The sequence below is a fragment of the Microbacterium sp. BLY genome, from assembly GCF_017939615.1.
GTDB lineage: Bacteria > Actinomycetota > Actinomycetes > Actinomycetales > Microbacteriaceae > Microbacterium.
Window position 1 is genome coordinate 172,888 of record NZ_JAGKSR010000001.1, and the last position, 14,403, is coordinate 187,290.

13 protein-coding genes are annotated in these 14,403 nt (G+C 69.7%); 5 read left to right on the forward strand and 8 right to left on the reverse strand.

The features are described from left to right. Positions 1–74 precede the first annotated feature (74 nt). The 5 genes from KAF39_RS00880 to KAF39_RS00900 form a co-directional block, all read right to left on the reverse strand. Complete coding sequence (locus KAF39_RS00880; RefSeq protein WP_210675548.1) at positions 75–923, reverse strand: ABC transporter permease; 849 nt, start codon at positions 921–923, stop codon at positions 75–77. Continuing rightward, positions 916–1,713: an ABC transporter ATP-binding protein gene (locus KAF39_RS00885; RefSeq protein WP_210675549.1), complete on the reverse strand. Its 798-nt coding sequence runs from the start codon at positions 1,711–1,713 to the stop codon at positions 916–918. Before KAF39_RS00885 ends, KAF39_RS00880 begins: the two co-directional genes overlap by 8 nt. Beyond that, positions 1,713–2,816 carry an ABC transporter substrate-binding protein gene (locus KAF39_RS00890; protein ID WP_246878198.1) on the reverse strand — a complete coding sequence of 368 codons (1,104 nt, stop codon included), beginning with the start codon at positions 2,814–2,816 and terminating at the stop codon, positions 1,713–1,715. The genes KAF39_RS00885 and KAF39_RS00890 overlap by 1 nt, the downstream gene beginning before the upstream one ends. A gap of 207 nt (positions 2,817–3,023) precedes the next feature. Further along, the gene (locus KAF39_RS00895; RefSeq protein WP_210675551.1) at positions 3,024–4,148 is read right to left on the reverse strand and encodes a DUF6226 family protein; all 1,125 of its coding nucleotides are present in this window, start codon (positions 4,146–4,148) and stop codon (positions 3,024–3,026) included. A 22-nt stretch (positions 4,149–4,170) separates the two neighbouring features. Then, a complete protein-coding gene (locus tag KAF39_RS00900; RefSeq protein ID WP_210675552.1) occupies positions 4,171–5,643 on the reverse strand; it encodes a helix-turn-helix transcriptional regulator in 1,473 nt (490 codons plus the stop codon). Positions 5,644–5,776: 133 nt separating this feature from the next. Between KAF39_RS00900 and aceA the strand changes: the two genes are divergently transcribed. The 3 genes from aceA (at position 5,777) to KAF39_RS00915 (ending at position 9,348) form a co-directional block, all read left to right on the forward strand. Continuing rightward, on the forward strand, positions 5,777–7,102 hold the full coding sequence (gene aceA, locus KAF39_RS00905; RefSeq protein ID WP_210675553.1) for an isocitrate lyase: 1,326 nt from the start codon (positions 5,777–5,779) through the stop codon (positions 7,100–7,102). A 77-nt stretch (positions 7,103–7,179) separates the two neighbouring features. Continuing rightward, on the forward strand, positions 7,180–8,826 hold the full coding sequence (gene aceB / locus KAF39_RS00910; protein WP_210675554.1) for a malate synthase A: 1,647 nt from the start codon (positions 7,180–7,182) through the stop codon (positions 8,824–8,826). A gap of 90 nt (positions 8,827–8,916) precedes the next feature. Beyond that, positions 8,917–9,348: a hypothetical protein gene (locus KAF39_RS00915; RefSeq protein ID WP_210675555.1), complete on the forward strand. Its 432-nt coding sequence runs from the start codon at positions 8,917–8,919 to the stop codon at positions 9,346–9,348. 10 nt (positions 9,349–9,358) lie between these two features. On the opposite strand, the gene KAF39_RS00920 is transcribed toward KAF39_RS00915, so the two are convergent. Beyond that, positions 9,359–9,877, reverse strand: a complete 519-nt coding sequence (locus tag KAF39_RS00920; RefSeq protein WP_210675556.1) for an Lrp/AsnC family transcriptional regulator — start codon at positions 9,875–9,877, stop codon at positions 9,359–9,361. 107 nt (positions 9,878–9,984) lie between these two features. Here KAF39_RS00920 and ald point away from each other — a divergent pair, with 107 nt between their 5' ends. After that, positions 9,985–11,079, forward strand: a complete 1,095-nt coding sequence (gene ald / locus KAF39_RS00925; RefSeq protein WP_210675557.1) for an alanine dehydrogenase — start codon at positions 9,985–9,987, stop codon at positions 11,077–11,079. A gap of 92 nt (positions 11,080–11,171) precedes the next feature. Beyond that, positions 11,172–12,380 (forward strand): pyridoxal phosphate-dependent aminotransferase, encoded by a 1,209-nt coding sequence (locus KAF39_RS00930; RefSeq protein ID WP_210675558.1) that lies wholly within the window; start codon positions 11,172–11,174, stop codon positions 12,378–12,380. Positions 12,381–12,464: 84 nt separating this feature from the next. On the opposite strand, the gene KAF39_RS00935 is transcribed toward KAF39_RS00930, so the two are convergent. Beyond that, entirely contained in the window at positions 12,465–12,866 is a 402-nt protein-coding gene (locus tag KAF39_RS00935) for a VOC family protein (protein WP_210675559.1), read from the reverse strand. A gap of 97 nt (positions 12,867–12,963) precedes the next feature. Beyond that, on the reverse strand, positions 12,964–14,385 hold the full coding sequence (locus KAF39_RS00940; protein ID WP_210675560.1) for a GntP family transporter: 1,422 nt from the start codon (positions 14,383–14,385) through the stop codon (positions 12,964–12,966). Positions 14,386–14,403: the final 18 nt, after the last annotated feature.

Genomic DNA, 14,403 nt, shown 5'->3' on the forward strand with positions numbered 1-14,403 from the left:
TTTCGGAGTTTCCGGGCACGCCGGGGGAACCCGGGGGCGCAGGGGTCGCGCCCCCGGGACCGGGGGTCGTGCGGTCAGCCCTTCGCGGTGACCTCGCCGTCGCTCCACCACAGGACGCGCCGGCGCACGACCGCGAGAAGCACGATGAGGAGCACCCCGAGCAGGCAGAGCAGGGCGATGCTCGCCCAGGTGACGGGGAGGTTCGCCTGGGCGGCCGACGTGGTGACGAGCGAGCCGAGGCCGGCCTGCTGGCCTGCCGCGACGAACTCGGCCACGGCCGCGCCGACCACGGCGAGCGGCAGCGCGATCCGCAGACCGGCGAACACGTACGGCATGCTGCCGGGGAACCGCAGCTCGCGGAAGGTCTCCCACCGCGAGGCGTGCAGTGTCGTGAACACGTCGAGCGCCTTCTGATCGACGTCGCGAAGACCGGCCAGCGAGTTCACGAGCATCGGGAAGAACACGACGAGCCCCGTGACGATGAACTTCGGCACCATGCCGAACCCGAAGGCGACGACGAGCGCCGGGGCGATCGCGACGATCGGGGTCACCATCACGATGATGACCAGCGGCATGACGGCCCGCTCGATGATCTGGAACTCCGCCATCACCACCGCCAGCAGGAAGCCCGCGAGGATGCCGGCGGAGGCCCCGACGACGACCTCGAGCAGCGTCACGAGGAAGTTGGACCAGTACATGCCCGCATCCTCTACGAGGCTGGCGCCGATGGCCTCCAGGGTCGGGAGGACGTATGGGTTCGTCCACGCCACGATCTGCCAGAGCAGCGCCGCGATCATGAACGTGATCAGGGTCGGCACCCAGGAGCCCCAGCGGAGCCAGCCGGGGACGCCGCGGCGGGGCTGCCCCTTCAGGCGGGCGGTGGCGAGGGTGGCGGTGGTGTCTCTCATCGTCAGCTCAGACATGGGCCTTCTCCGTCTGCGCGCGCAGCGCACCGCGCACGACTGCCTCCAGGTCGCGGAACTCGTCCGTCGCGTACGCCTCCTCGGTGCGGGGACGCGGGAGGTTCACGTCGATCACCTCGGCGATGCGGCCCGGGTGGGCTGCCATGACCACGATCCGGTCGGAGAGCATGATCGCCTCCGGCACCGAGTGGGTGACGAACATCACGGCCTTGCGGTTCGACTGCCAGAAGTCCAGCAGGGCGATGCGCTGCAGGTCGCGGTTCATCTCGTCGAGGGCGGAGAACGGCTCATCCATCAGCATGATCGCCGGATCGAACACGAAGGCCCTGGCGATCGCGGCGCGCTGCTGCATGCCGCCGGAGAGCTGCCCCGGATACTTCCGCATCGCGTGGCCGAGGCCGAACGTCGCCAGCAGCTCGGCCGGGTCGCGGAGCGCGCGGTCGCCGTTGGCCCCGCGGTTGATCCGCACGGGCAGCTCCACGTTCTCGCGCACCGTCTTCCACGGCAGCAGCGCCGGGGACTGCGGGACGAGACCGATCTTCTTGTCGCGGGACGCCGCCGTGACGCTCTCGCCGTCGATCGTGACGGTGCCGGTGTCGGCGTCGAGGAGGCCGGCGACGACCTTGAGCAGCGTGGACTTGCCACAGCCGCTCGGTCCGATCACCGAGACGAACTCGCCCCGGCCGATCGTGAGGCTCACGTCGTCGAGCACGGTCACCTGGGCGCCATCGACGCCGAACGACTTCGTGACGTTGCGGACCTCGACGCCCGCGCCGTGTGTCGCGGTCATCACTTCTCCGACCAGATGAGCGTGTCGCCGTCGTAGAGGTCGGCCACGAGATCCGGGTCCATCATGTCGGCGATCGCGGGGAGGTTCTTCACGTCGCCGTACTCCTGCACGATCTCGTACTCCGGCTCCCACATGGCCGCGGTCTGCACGCCGGGGTTGCCACCCGCGCTCTCGCGCACCCAGGCCGACTCGACCTCCCAGGTGCGGGCGAGCTGGTCGCGCGGGAACGCCGCCCCCTGACCGTTCTCCTCGGCGAGCGTCGCCAGCATGTCGATGCACTCGTCCGCCTCGTCGAGGCAGAACTGCAGGGCCTTGAGGCTCGCGCGCATGAAGTCGGCGGCGACCTCACGGTGCTCGGCGAGGAAGCGCGAGTTCACCTCCATGACGTTGTAGGTCCCCTCGACGCCGAGGTCGGAGGGCAGGAACTCGCTGAACGGGAGGTCCTGCGCCTTCAGCGTCTGCGGCTGGTTGGAGGCGTAACCGACGATCGCGTCGACCTGCTCCCGGACGACGACGGTGGGATCGTAGTTGGTCATCTTCACCATCTCGACCTTCGAGACGTCGACGCCGGCCTCGTCGAGCATGGCCGAGGCGATGGGCGTGAGGTTGATGAAGTAGCCCAGCGATCCGCCTTCGAGGTCGGTGAGGTCCTTGAGCTTCTCGTTGCCGAAGATCGAGAACGGCGGGGTGGTGCCGTAGGTCGCGACGGCGGTGAGGTTCTTGCTGTTCGCGGCGGCGAGCATGACGTCGGAGGCGGAGCCGAGCGCGGTGAACTGCGCCTGCCCCGAGGCGACGAGCTGCTGCCCGTTCGCGCCCGAGGCGTTGATCTCGACATCGAGGCAGAGGTCGTCGAAATAGCCCAGCTCCTTCGCCAGGAACACGTCGAGCTGCCCGGCGCTGGCGGAGTAGCCGTAGCCGGAGATGTAGGTGATGGTGCCGGCGTCCTGATTGCGCTGGCAGGCGTCGCTGCCGCCCGCGCTCGTGGGGGCGGTATCGCCGCCGGGCGCCGGCGAGGAGCATGCTCCGAGCGTCAGCGTGGCGGCGAGAACGCACGTCAGGGTGGCAGTGGTGCGGAATCGGGTTTCCGCAGAGGAAGTAGCCATGAGGGTCCCTTCTCGGCCGTTCGTCATTGATGGCTCGATGAAAGTAACATAGTCAATCTTGACTAAGCAAGATAAAACTAAGTGCCGTGCACGATCCGGTGACGGATGCACGAGCCCTCCCCGGGCTCGGTCGTGCACGGGTGACCCGATCGTGCATCCGGCGCCGCGGAGAAGACGGGAGCGGAGGGGGGTCGCGGGCAGGCGGGGTCAGGCGTGAGTCGAGCGGAGCGGCCAGGCCGGCCACCAGCCGTCGTCGAGCCCGCGCAGCAGGGCCGCCGCGCGCTCGTGATCCTCGGCGGAGAGGTCCGGCGCGGGGCCGGAGCCAGTCTCCCGCCGCTCGCCGTCCGGCGACCGGACCTCCGTATACAGCCACGCACGGTGCCCTACGGGGTACTTCTCCCGGAAGCCGCCCGCTGCGATGGAGAGCACGATCCGCTCCAGCTCGTCCGCCGCGGTCTCGGCGGTCTCGTCGCACGCATCGCAGATGCACGACGGCACGATCGCGCGGAACAGGGCGCCGGCCTCGACGCAGACGGAGGTTACGCCCGGCGTGATCGCGATCTGCGCACCGCGCGCCGGTGCGAGCACGATGCGCTCCGTCCCGTCCTCCCCCGACTCTCGCCGCACCTCGACCTGGTACCCGCGACGGAGGTGCTCGACGAGCGCGTCGACCACGAGAGTCAGTGGTGCGAAACGCTCCGGGTGGGACTCCCGGGAGTACGCCTCCTCCGGCGCGATGCCGTCGGGCCAGCGGCGTCCGTAGCGGATGACCTCGCCGCTCTCGTCGAAGAACGTCGGGGTCGGGAGAGCGGGACGCACGTAGGCGTGCGCCGGGACGACGGCGGCAGGAGCGGAGTCCTCCGCAGACAGCGCCCTCATCTCCTCGTCGTCACGATCGTCCTGATCCCACGAGCCGAGCATCTGCAGGAACGCATCCCGCTGGTCGGGCTGCTGCACCATGCCCTGCACGAGGCCGGCGACGGGGATGGAGATGGTGTTCGTCCCGATCTCCGGTTCGCCGGTCATCCGCCACGTCGCCGCCGGGTGCACGACCGCGATGACGTTGCCGACGAAGCGCGCGGCGGCCGCGGCGAGGTCCGCGCGGTCGAGGATCTCCGGATGCGCCGCCACCGCGTCCCAGGTCGCCGCGAGGTCGCCGGCCAGCATCGCGGGGTCGACCCCCTGGCTTCGCAGAAGATCGGCGAACGGTTCGAAGCCGTCGACGAACCGGACGGGCCCGGGGGCGTCCGGCTGCGGGGGCATCCACAGGATCGCCGCCGCCCCTGCCTCGGGCATCGGACCGAACGGACCGGGGAAGACGTCTCTGCTCATCGATCGAGCGTATCGAGCCGGGTCACCGGGGCGCGTGAGACTCCAGGAACTCGTACACGTCGGTGGTGTCCACGCCGGGGAAGGCGCCGGTGGGCAGGGTCGCCAGCAGGGTGCGCGGGGTCTTCACGTTCGGCCAGGAATGCTCCCGCCACCGCTCCTCCAGCTCGGCGGGAGCCCGACGGCAGCACACCTCGACCGAGTGCTTCGAGACGCCGCGGTGCGGGGTGTCCCTGCCGACGAACCACTTCGTGTCGTCGAACCGCACCCCCACGCTCACCGAGTGCAGCCCCTCGCTCGACGCCTCCACCCGGGCGGTGCACCAATAGGTGCCGTTGCCGGTGTCGGTGTACTGGTAGTAGGGATTGAACCGGTCGTCCTCGTCGAAGACGACGCGGGAGGTCCAGCGCCGGCAGCACATTTGCCCCTCGATGGCGCCGAGGCGGTCGGTCGGGAAGTTCACGTCGTCGTTCTCGTACGCCTTCGTGATCGTGCCCGACTCGTGCACCTTGAGGAAGTGGACCGGGATGTCGAGGTGCCGGGTGGCGAGGTTGGTGAACCGGTGCGCCGCCGTCTCGTACGACACGGAGTACGCGTCACGGAGGTCTTCGATGGAGATCGCCCTCCGCTGTTTGGCGTCCTGCAACGCGGGGACGACGTCCGCCTCCGGCATCAGCAGGGCACCGGTGAGGTAGTTCGTCTCCACCCGCTGCCGGAGGAACTCGGCGTAGCTGCGCGGCTCGGAGTGCCCCAGGATGCGACTCGACAGTGCCTGCAGCACCGCGGTGCGCGCATCCCCCTTCGCCGGCACGCTGCTCGACAGGTACAGCCGACCGTTGGCGAGGTCGGCGACGCTGCGGGTGGTCTGCGGCAGGTCGGGGGCGTAGTGCAGGGTGAAGCCGAGATGGGCCGCGATCTCGGAGGCGGTGCGCTGGGTCAGCGGTCCCCCGGGATGGCCGACAGCCGCGAGGATCTCGGCCGCCTTCGCCTCGAGGTCGGCGAAGTGGTTGTCCTGTCGCCGCATCAGGTGCCGGAGCTCCACGTTGGCGCGTCGCGCCTCCTCGGGCGTCGCGGCGCGTTCGTCCTTGAGGCGGTCGATCTCGCTGTGCAGGGCGAGCAGCGCCTTCAGCGCCTCCGTCGGCACGCTCTTGCCGATGCGGAACGGATCGATGCCCAGCGCCTGGAACGTCTGTCCCTTCATCGCCCGCTCCAGGGCGATCTCGATCGCGCTGCGCTCATCGAGCGGCTCGCCCTCCAGCAGGGCATCGATCGTGACGCCGAGCGCACGGGCGATGGCCTGGAGTAGCGTCAGCTTCGGCTCGCGCTTGCCGGTCTCGATCATCGACATCTGACTCGGCGCCCGGTCCACGGCGGAAGCCAGATCGTCGAGGGTCATGCCTCTGGCCGTCCGGAGCTGCCGGATGCGACGGCCGATCGTGAGGGCGTCGGTCTCTTCTGCCTCAGAGGCCGGGGCCCCCGAGCTCGTCGAAGGGCTCATGCCGCCGATTCTGTCACAGAAACAGAATTTCGGCCGATCTTCTCCCCGACAACGGTCATCGGATGCCTCGAACTTCACACACAGTGGGTACACGCCACTCCGGCACCGCAGCCGGATCCACCGAGGAGACACCATGACGAACACCGCCAACACCCCCACCCCGCGCCCCGCCGGTCTGCGAGCCGGCGACCAGGTGCAGACGGCCGCGGAGCTCCAGGAGATCTGGGACACCGACCCACGCTGGGACGGCGTCGAGCGCACCTACTCCGCGGAGGACGTCATCCGCATCCGCGGTTCGGTCCGCGAGGAGGCTACCCTCGCGCACCGCGGTGCGGAGAACCTCTGGAACCTCCTGCACACGGAGGATTACATCCGCGCCCTCGGCGCCTACACCGGCGGTCAGGCCGTGCAGCAGGTGCGCGCCGGACTGAAGGCCATCTACCTCTCCGGCTGGCAGGTCGCCGCCGACGGCAACCTCGCCGGACAGACCTACCCCGACCAGTCGCTCTACCCGGCGAACTCGGTGCCGGCCGTCGTGCGCCGCATCAACAACGCCCTGCTGCGGCAGGACCAGCTCGAGCACGCCGAGGGCGGGATCACCCAGGACTGGCTCGCGCCCATCGTCGCCGATGCCGAGGCCGGATTCGGCGGGCCGCTCAACGCCTACGAGCTCGCGCAGTCCCTCATCCAGTCCGGTGCCGCCGGCATCCACTGGGAGGACCAGCTCGCGAGCGAGAAGAAGTGCGGCCACCTCGGCGGCAAGGTGCTCGTGCCCACGCAGCAGCACATCCGCACGCTGAACGCGGCCCGCCTCGCGGCGGATGTCGCCGGCGTGCCGACCGTCATCATCGCCCGCACCGACGCCCTCGCCGCCGATCTGCTCACCAGCGACGTCGACGAGCGCGACCGGGAGTTCACCACCGGCGAGCGCACGTCCGAGGGCTTCTACCGGATCCGTCCGGGCATCGAGTCGGTCATCAGCCGCGGTCTCGCCTTCGCCCCCTACGCCGACCTGCTCTGGGTGGAGACCGGCGAGCCGGACATCGCGCTGGCGCGGGAGTTCGCCGCGGCGATCCACGCACAGTTCCCCGGTAAGCTCCTGGCCTACAACTGCTCGCCGAGCTTCAACTGGAAGCGCCACCTGTCGGACGCCGAGATCGCGACGTTCCAGCAGGAGCTGGCAGACCTGGGCTACAAGTTCCAGTTCATCACCCTGGCCGGGTTCCACGCCCTGAACCACTCCATGTTCGACCTCGCCCGCGGTTACGCCGAGCGCGCCATGAGCGCCTACGTCGAGCTGCAGGAAGCCGAGTTCGCCGCCGAAGCCGACGGTTACACCGCCACCAAGCACCAGCGCGAGGCGGGCACCGGTTACTTCGACGTCATCTCCACCGCGCTCAACCCCGACAGCGCGACCCTCGCCCTGGCCGGCTCCACCGAGACCGCCCAGTTCCACTGACCCCACCCTTCGACAGGCTCAGGGACCCAACCACGTGGGTTGCTGAGCCTGTCGAAGCACAGACGAAGGACACGATCATGACCACTCCCACCACCACCGAACCGATACAGACGACCCGGCAGGGGCCCGCGATCGAGATCGCCGGCCCGATGCGCGACCGCTACGACGAGATCCTCACCCCGGAGGCGATCGCCTTCCTCACCGAGCTCCACCACCGGTTCGCCTCCCGCCGCCACGACCGGCTGGCCGACCGGATGCGTCGCCGCTTCGAGATCGGCAACGGGCACGACCCCCAGTTCCGCGAGGACACCGCGCACATCCGCCAGGACACCACGTGGCGCGTCGCCGGGGCCGGCCCCGGGCTCGAGGACCGCCGCGTCGAGATCACCGGACCCACCGACCCGAAGATGACCATCAACGCCCTGAACTCCGGGGCACGGGTCTGGCTCGCCGACCAGGAGGACGCCACGAGCCCCACCTGGAGGAACGTCATCGAGGGGCAGCTGTCGCTGCGCGACGCGATCCGCGGCGAGCTCTCCTTCACCTCCCCCGAGGGCAAGGAGTATCGCGTCACCGCCGAGCGCACGCCCACGATCGTGATGCGTCCGCGCGGATGGCACCTGCCGGAGAAGCATCTCGCGTTCATCGACCGCGCCGGGCGTCGCACCTCGGCCTCCGGATCGCTGGTCGACTTCGGCCTCTACTTCCTGCACAACGCGCAGGCGCTGATCGACGGCGGACGCGGACCGTACTTCTATATCGCGAAGCTCGAGTCCAGCGAAGAGGCGAAGCTGTGGGACGACGTGTTCTCCTTCAGCGAGGAGTACATCGGCATCCCGCACGGCACCATCCGCGCGACCGTGCTGATCGAGACGCTCCCGGCGGCGTTCGAGATGGACGAGATCCTGTACGAGCTGCGCGACCACTGCGCGGGCCTCAACGCCGGGCGCTGGGACTACATCTTCTCGATCATCAAGAACTACCGCGGCCGCGGGGCCCGCTTCGTGCTCCCCGACCGCAGCGAGGTCACGATGACGGTGCCGTTCATGCGGGCCTACACCGAGCTGCTCGTGCAGACGTGCCACAAGCGCGGAGCCTTCGCGATCGGCGGCATGAGCGCGTTCATCCCGAACCGCCGCGACCCCGAGGTGACGGCACGCGCGGTCGAGAAGGTGTCGTCCGACAAGAAGCGCGAGGCCGGCGACGGCTTCGACGGCACCTGGGTCGCCCACCCGGACCTGATCCCGACGGCGCAGGCCGAGTTCGACGCCGTGCTCGGAGACCGCCCGAACCAGGTCGACCGCCAGCGCGACGACGTGCACGTGGAGGCGCGCGACCTGCTCGACCTGCACATCGGCCGCCCGATCACCGCGCAGGGCGTGCGGGACAACGTCTCCGTCGCCATCCGCTACCTGGAAGCCTGGCTGCGCGGGCTCGGTGCCGTGGCGATCGACAACCTCATGGAGGATGCGGCGACCGCCGAGATCAGCCGTTCGCAGGTGTGGCAGTGGATCCATCAGGACCGCACGACGCAGGAGGGCACCCCCATCACGGTCGAGTACGTCGAAGGACTGATCGGCGAGGTGCTGGACGAGGTCGACCGGCGCGAGGGCGACCGCTTCGACGACGCCGCCGACATCTTCCGCGAGGTCGCCCTCCGCGAGGAGTTCCCGACCTTCCTCACCCTGGGCGCCTACAGCCGGTTCCTGGTCGACGAGGACTGACGCATGCCGGGATGCCGCGGGCCGCGAGGTCCGCGGCATCCTCACGTCCCACCCGGCCCGCATGCTCCCTGCCGGGCGTAGCCTGGAGCCATGAGCGCCGTATGGGACAGCATCGCCGAGGAGTTCCTGCACCACTATCCGCGAGGGCGACGGCTGATCGCGGTCGCCGGGGCCGACGCCGAGCGTTCGCGCGCGGTCGCGGATGACCTGGCCGCCGCTCTCACCGCTGCCGGCCAGACCATCGAGCGCGCACACACCGCCGATGGGGAGGAAGCCGCCCTCCGCGCCGACGTCGTCGGGCCGTTCCGCGCCACCGACAGCGATGCCGTGCTCCTCGTGTCGGGCCCGAGCGCGATCGTGTCGCCGAGTGCGCGCGGCATGTGGAACTTCGTCCTCTGGCAGCTCGCGGGAGACGAGCCCCCGCACACTGCGGCGAACGCCCTCGTCGACGTGACCGATCCGGCCCATCCCACCCGGCGGTTCGCCGACTACTGCGCGGTGCCCTCCTCGTTCGAGACCTGAACCGCGGGGCTCAGTGGAACGACGCGGCGACCGAGTTGCGGTGGTAGTCGAACACGATGCTCGTGCGGGTCGACGCCACACTGCTCTGCGCGGACAGGTGCTCGAGCACGAACTCGCGCATCTCCGACGAGTCGGCGACCGCGATGTGCAGGAGGAAGTCGTCGTCTCCGCCGAGGAAGAACACCTGGATCACCTGCGGCAGCGCGCGGACGCGGTCGGCGAACTCGACGATGCTCTCCCGCCGGGCGGCCGGGCGAAGACTGACGCCGATGATCGCCTGGAGACCGGCGCCGAGCTCGCGTTCATCGACGCTCGCGTGGAACCCGGTGATGACGCCGCGCTCGATCAGCCCGCGCAGGCGTGCGTGCGCGGTCGACGGGGCGACTCCCAGACGCCCGGCCAGCTCGGCGTTCGTCATCCTCCCGTCGGCCGTGAGCAGCTGCACGATGCGCGCGTCGGTGGGATCGAGGGCCGGCGCCCGAACGCTGTTCGGCTCGGACGCAGCAGAGGCGTTGGTCATACGAAGCATTATTCAGGATTCAGGCGTTCACCGAAGAGTCTTCATCGATTCTGTCCATTTCTCGACGTTTCTGCGATCCTTGTCTGCACCCTGAGCCCCCGACACCTGGAGGATCGATGAAGATCGGCGTCCCGACCGAAGTCAAGAACAACGAGAACCGCGTCGCCCTCACCCCGGCCGGCGCTGATCGGCTCGTGCGGGAAGGGCACCGCGTGCTCGTGCAGTCCGGCGCCGGCGTCGGGTCGAGCATCGATGACGACGCGTACCTGGCCGCAGGTGCCGAGATCGTGGCGACCGCCGCCGACGCCTGGGGCGATGCCGATCTGCTCATCAAGGTCAAGGAACCCGTCGCCGAGGAGTACGGCTTCCTCCGGCCCGACCTCACGCTCTTCACGTATCTGCATCTCGCCGCCGACCGCCCGCTGACGGAGGCGCTCGTCGCGGCCGGCACGACCGCCGTCGCGTATGAGACCGTCCAGCTCCCGGACCGCACCCTGCCGCTGCTCGTGCCGATGAGCGAGATCGCCGGCCGCCTCTCCGTCATCATGGGGTCTCACTCGCTGCTGCGTTCGCAGGGCGGCCGCGGCATGCTGCTGGGCGGGATCGCCGGCACCCCACGGGCCAAGACCGTGGTGATCGGCGGCGGCGTCGCGGGCGAGCACGCGGCGGCGAACGCGCTCGGACTCGGCTCGAAGGTCACCGTCGTGGATGTGGCGCTCCCCCGGCTGCGTGAGCTCGAGCACCGCTACGGCGGCGCCCTGGAGACACGCGCCTCCAGCCGGTACGACATCGCCGAGGAGCTGACGACGGCGGACCTCGTGATCGGCTCGGTGCTCATCCCCGGCGCCGCGGCCCCCAAGCTCGTGACCGACGACATGGTCGCCGCCATGAAGCCCGGATCGGTGCTCGTCGACATCGCGATCGACCAGGGCGGCTGCTTCGAGGGCTCCCGTCCGACGACCCACGACGACCCGACCTTCGCGGTGCACGACTCCATCTACTACTGCGTCGCGAACATGCCGGGAGCCGTGCCGACGACCGCGACCCGGGCCCTGACGAACGCCACTCTCCCCTACGTCTCGGCGATCGCGGCGAAGGGCTGGGAGCGGGCAGCGTCCGAGGACGCCGCTCTCGCGAAGGGCCTCAACGTGCAGGCGGGACGCATCACGCTGGACGCCGTCGCCCAGGCGCACGGTCTCTCCACCGACTGAGCCCTGGAAGGGATCCGCAGGCCGAAAGAACCGGGGTTCTTGATGACGACACCCCCGACCGCTCGCGAGGCGACCCGAGTACGCTCGTAACCGTGACCGAACGCGCTCCTCTCTCCCGCAAGCTGTCCGCCATCGCCGAGTCCGCGACCCTCAAGGTCGACGCCAAGGCCAAGGCCCTCAAAGCCGAGGGCAAGCCCGTCATCTCGTATGCCGCGGGCGAGCCCGACTTCGCCACGCCGCAGTTCATCGTGGACGCGGCTGCCGAGGCTCTGGCCGATCCGGCGAGCTACCGGTACACCCCCGCCCCCGGACTCCCGGCGCTGCGCGAGGCGATCGCCGCCAAGACGCTCCGCGACTCCGGACTCGAGGTCTCCCCTGCCCAGGTCATCGTCACCAACGGCGGGAAGCAGTCGGTGTATCAGGCGTTCCAGGCGGTCGTGAACCCGGGCGACGAGGTGCTGCTGCCGGCCCCGTACTGGACCACCTACCCGGAGGCGATCCGTCTCGCCGACGGCACCCCGGTCGAGGTCTTCGCGGGTGCCGACCAGGAGTACAAGGTGACCGTCGAGCAGCTGGAGGCGGCGCGTACCGACCGCACCACCGTCCTCGTGTTCGTGTCGCCGTCGAACCCCACCGGCTCGGTGTACACCGCCGAGGAGACGAAGGCCATCGGCGAATGGGCCGTGGAGCACGGCATCTGGATCATCAGCGACGAGATCTACCAGAACCTCACCTACGAGGGCGTGAAGGCCACCTCGATCATGGAGGCCGTGCCGGAGGCCGCGAATCAGACGATCCTCGTCAACGGGGTCGCGAAGACCTACGCGATGACCGGCTGGCGCGTGGGCTGGATGGTGGGTCCGGTCGACGCCATCAAGATCGCCGGCAACCTGCAGTCGCACCTCACGAGCAACGTAAACAACGTCGCGCAGAAGGCGGCGATCGCGGCGCTCAACGGCCCGCAGGACGAGGCCGAGAAGATGCGGGAGGCCTTCGACCGCCGCCGTCAGCTCATCGTGTCGGAGCTGTCGAAGATCGACGGACTCGTGGTCCCGAACCCCCTCGGCGCGTTCTACGTCTACCCCGACGTGCAGGGCCTGCTCGGCCGCACCTGGGGCGGCGTCACCCCGACCACCTCGCTGGAACTCGCCGACCTCATCCTCGACCAGGCCGAGGTGGCCGTGGTCCCCGGCGAGGCGTTCGGTCCGTCCGGCTACATCCGCATGTCGTACGCGCTCGGCGACGACCAGCTCCTCGAGGGCGTGCAGCGCCTGCAGCGCCTGTTCTCCTCGTCTTCCTGACCGCCGAGGCCTCGCTTCACCGCCGAGACCCCCTCGTACCTGCGCAGGTACGAGGGGGTCTCGGCGTGAAGCCGGGGTCCCGGGTCAGTCGTCGGGGTGGAAGCCGATCAGCCAGCGGATGCCGTAGCGGTCGACGAGGGTGCCGTCGACGTCTCCCCACGGGCGTTGCTGCAGCGGATCGATCACGCGGCCACCGGCGGAAAGCTCGTCGTACCAGCGGGTGAGCGTTCCGGGGTCGGCCGTGCCGAGGAGCGAGAGGAACATCCCGTTCATCTGCACCGCGTCGTCATCGGCTCCCGCGTCGGCCGCGGCGAGTTCGACCGGGCCGCCGAGCTGTCCGTGCGCGACCGCGTCGCCCGGGCCGTCGTGACGACCGGCGCTCGCGTAATCCATCAGCTGGAGCTCGCCTCCGAAGACGTCGCGGTAGTGGCCGAGCGCCTCTGCGGCGTTGCCGGGGAACAGCAGGTACGGGATCAGTCCGCTCATCCGGCGAGCGTAGCGGCGCCCGCGCGCCCCCGCCACCCGCCGGCGACGACGAACGGCCGCCACCCGGAGAGGGCGACGGCCGTTCGTGCGGACGGAGTCAGGAGACGGGGATCACCGCGTAGAGGATCCAGGTCAGTGCGAAGCCGGCCACGCCGAGCACCGTCGTCAACGGCGTCCAGGTGCGCAGACCGTCCTTGACCGACAGACCGAGATACCGCGTGACCACCCAGAACCCCGAGTCGTTCACGTGGCTGAGGCCGAGGCCGCCGTAGCCGATCGCGACCGCGAGCAGCGCGGTGTGCACGGTGTCCAGCCCCATCGCGGAGACCGACGGCAGCAGGAGCCCCGCGGTGGTGGCGATCGCGACGGTCGCGGACCCCTGGGCGGCACGCATGATGAGCGAGATGAGGAAGGCCGCGAGCAGCAGAGGCATCCCGCTGGCGGCGAGCACCTCGGCGACCGCGCCGCCGATCCCCGTCTCGGTGAGGATCCGGCCGAAGGCGCCACCGGCACCGGTGACGAGGATGATGACCGCGGCGGCCGGCAGCGCCGACTCCATGACCTCACCGAGGTGCGCCGCCGACCATCCGCGGCGGATGCCGAGCAGGTACATCGCCGCGGCGATGGCGACCATGAGCGCGAAGATCGGCTGGCCGACCATGCTGAGGAAGCCGTTCCAGAACGTGCCTGCCTCGAACAGCGGCGCCACCGCGGTGCCGAGCATGATGAGCACGAGCGGAAGGAGGATGAGCCCGAGGACCGTGCCGGCGCCCGGCGCCTTCTCGCCCTCGCCCAGTCCGCCGGTGAGCGTCGACTTCTCCGTGCCGAAGTTGTCGTACATCTCCTTGGTGGCAGCCAGCATCGCGAACTCGCGGGTGTTGATCCACTTCGCGACGAGGTAGGACAGCACACCGAGAGGCACCGAGATCGCGAGCGAGAAGATCGTGACCCAGCCGATGTCGGCACCGAGGATCGCGGAGCCGCCGACGATGCCCGGGTGCGGGGGCACCGCGACGTGCACGGCGAGCATGATGCCGGCCACGGGAAGACCGAACTTGATCGGGTTGAGACCGGCGGCCTTCGAGAAGGCGAACACGATGGGGATGAGGATGATGAACCCCGCGTCGAAGAACACCGGGATCGCGAGGACGCCGGCGGCGATGACGAGCGCGATGCCGACGCGCTTCGGGCCCAGCCAGCCGGTGAAACGGCCGGCGAGCGCATCGGCGCCGCCGGACAGCTCGATGATCTTGCCGAGCATCGACCCGAGCGCGACGAGCACGGCCACCGAGCCGAGCGTGCCGCCGACACCGGCGATGATCGCCTGGATGACGCCGAGCTGCTCGGGGGTGTCACCGTCGGCGGGGATCGTGGTCAGCGGGAGCCCGGCCGCGATGCCGACGATGATCGACACCAGGATGAGGGCGTAGAACGCCTGCATCTTGAACCGGATGATGAGCAGGAGCAGCAGGCCGAGGCCCGCCAGGCCGATCAGGATGAGGATCGGAAGAGGAAGCATCTCTGGATCTCTTCTTTC

Bases quoted from the DNA above. Each gene is read 5' to 3' on its own strand.
- KAF39_RS00940 (WP_210675560.1), bottom strand. From the start codon at position 14,385: ATGCTTCCTCTTCCGATCCTCATCCTGATCGGCCTGGCGGGCCTCGGC.
- KAF39_RS00880 (WP_210675548.1), bottom strand. From the start codon at position 923: ATGTCTGAGCTGACGATGAGAGACACCACCGCCACCCTCGCCACCGCC.
- KAF39_RS00885 (WP_210675549.1), bottom strand. From the start codon at position 1,713: ATGACCGCGACACACGGCGCGGGCGTCGAGGTCCGCAACGTCACGAAG.
- KAF39_RS00890 (WP_246878198.1), bottom strand. From the start codon at position 2,816: ATGGCTACTTCCTCTGCGGAAACCCGATTCCGCACCACTGCCACCCTG.
- KAF39_RS00900 (WP_210675552.1), bottom strand. From the start codon at position 5,643: ATGAGCCCTTCGACGAGCTCGGGGGCCCCGGCCTCTGAGGCAGAAGAG.
- aceA (WP_210675553.1), top strand. From the start codon at position 5,777: ATGACGAACACCGCCAACACCCCCACCCCGCGCCCCGCCGGTCTGCGA.
- KAF39_RS00935 (WP_210675559.1), bottom strand. From the start codon at position 12,866: ATGAGCGGACTGATCCCGTACCTGCTGTTCCCCGGCAACGCCGCAGAG.
- KAF39_RS00920 (WP_210675556.1), bottom strand. From the start codon at position 9,877: ATGCTTCGTATGACCAACGCCTCTGCTGCGTCCGAGCCGAACAGCGTT.
- ald (WP_210675557.1), top strand. From the start codon at position 9,985: ATGAAGATCGGCGTCCCGACCGAAGTCAAGAACAACGAGAACCGCGTC.
- KAF39_RS00915 (WP_210675555.1), top strand. From the start codon at position 8,917: ATGAGCGCCGTATGGGACAGCATCGCCGAGGAGTTCCTGCACCACTAT.
- aceB (WP_210675554.1), top strand. From the start codon at position 7,180: ATGACCACTCCCACCACCACCGAACCGATACAGACGACCCGGCAGGGG.
- KAF39_RS00895 (WP_210675551.1), bottom strand. From the start codon at position 4,148: ATGAGCAGAGACGTCTTCCCCGGTCCGTTCGGTCCGATGCCCGAGGCA.